The following is a 558-nucleotide window of genomic DNA, read 5'->3' on the forward strand; positions in this document are numbered from 1 at the left end:
CCCGGGTCGAGGACGCGGTCGTGGTCGCCGCCCCCGACGCGTCGGGCACCCAGCGCCTGGTCGCCTACGTCACCGGGGCGCCCAGCGGGCTCGCCGAGTTCCTGGCCGACCGGCTGCCCGCGCACCTGGTGCCCTCGCTGACGGTGCCGCTGGAGAAGCTGCCGCTCACCCCCAACGGCAAGGTGGACCGGGCCGCGCTGCCCGCCCCCGAACTGGCCGCGGCCGAACGGACCAGGGCGCCCCGCGACCCGCGCGAGGCCGTGCTCGTCAGCCTCTTCGCCGACCTGCTCGGCCAGCCCGACGCCGGGCCCGACGACGACTTCTTCGCCCTCGGCGGGCACTCGCTGCTGGCCATGCGGCTCGCGGGCCGCGTCCGCTCCGCGCTCGGCGTCGACGTCGCCATCCGCGACGTCTTCGACCACCCGACCCCGGCCGCGCTCGCCGAGGTCGTCCTGCCGCGCGGGACGCGCCGCGCGCCCCTGACAGCGGGGGAGCGCGGCGAGCGCGAGCCGCTGTCCTTCGCGCAACAGCGGCTGTGGTTCCTGCACCGGCTGGAGG

At 78.0% G+C, this 558-nt stretch carries 1 protein-coding gene; it reads left to right on the plus strand.

Annotation, left to right across the window (positions count from 1 at the left end; translation table 11 throughout):
* The coding region (locus KUM32_RS36235) for a phosphopantetheine-binding protein (RefSeq protein ID WP_217146148.1) at positions 1-558 on the plus strand (558 nt) is incomplete at both ends.

Source organism: Streptomyces sp. AC627_RSS907, assembly GCF_019049165.1.